Raw genomic sequence first — 301 nt, 5'->3', positions numbered from 1 at the left:
TTGCCCCCTTAGTGCAAGCAGACCCTCTCTTAGCTAAACGTGCTGCAATACTCGCAAAAGCTGACTTGCAAACAGAAGTTGTCGGAGAATTTCCTGAACTGCAGGGACTCATGGGGCGAAAATATGCCCTCCTTCAAGGAGAGGATCCTCGCATAGCTGAAGCAATTGAAGACCATTATAAACCTCTAGGACCAACAGATCGTATTCCGCAAGAACCTGTTGCTATCACAATTGCGCTCGCTGATAAAATTGATATGCTCGTCGGTTTTTGGCTTATTAATGAAAAACCTACCGGCTCCAA

At 45.8% G+C, this 301-nt stretch carries 1 protein-coding gene; it reads left to right on the top strand.

The window, feature by feature from the left end:
- Window positions 1-301: glycine--tRNA ligase subunit beta (locus ACFIO5_RS12535; RefSeq protein ID WP_375705581.1), on the top strand; the 301-nt coding region annotated here is incomplete at both ends.

It is taken from the genome of Bartonella sp. AA86SXKL (genome assembly GCF_042196885.1).
Note: the sequence above shows the minus strand (reverse complement) of the source record. Positions and strands in the feature narration are given on the sequence as shown.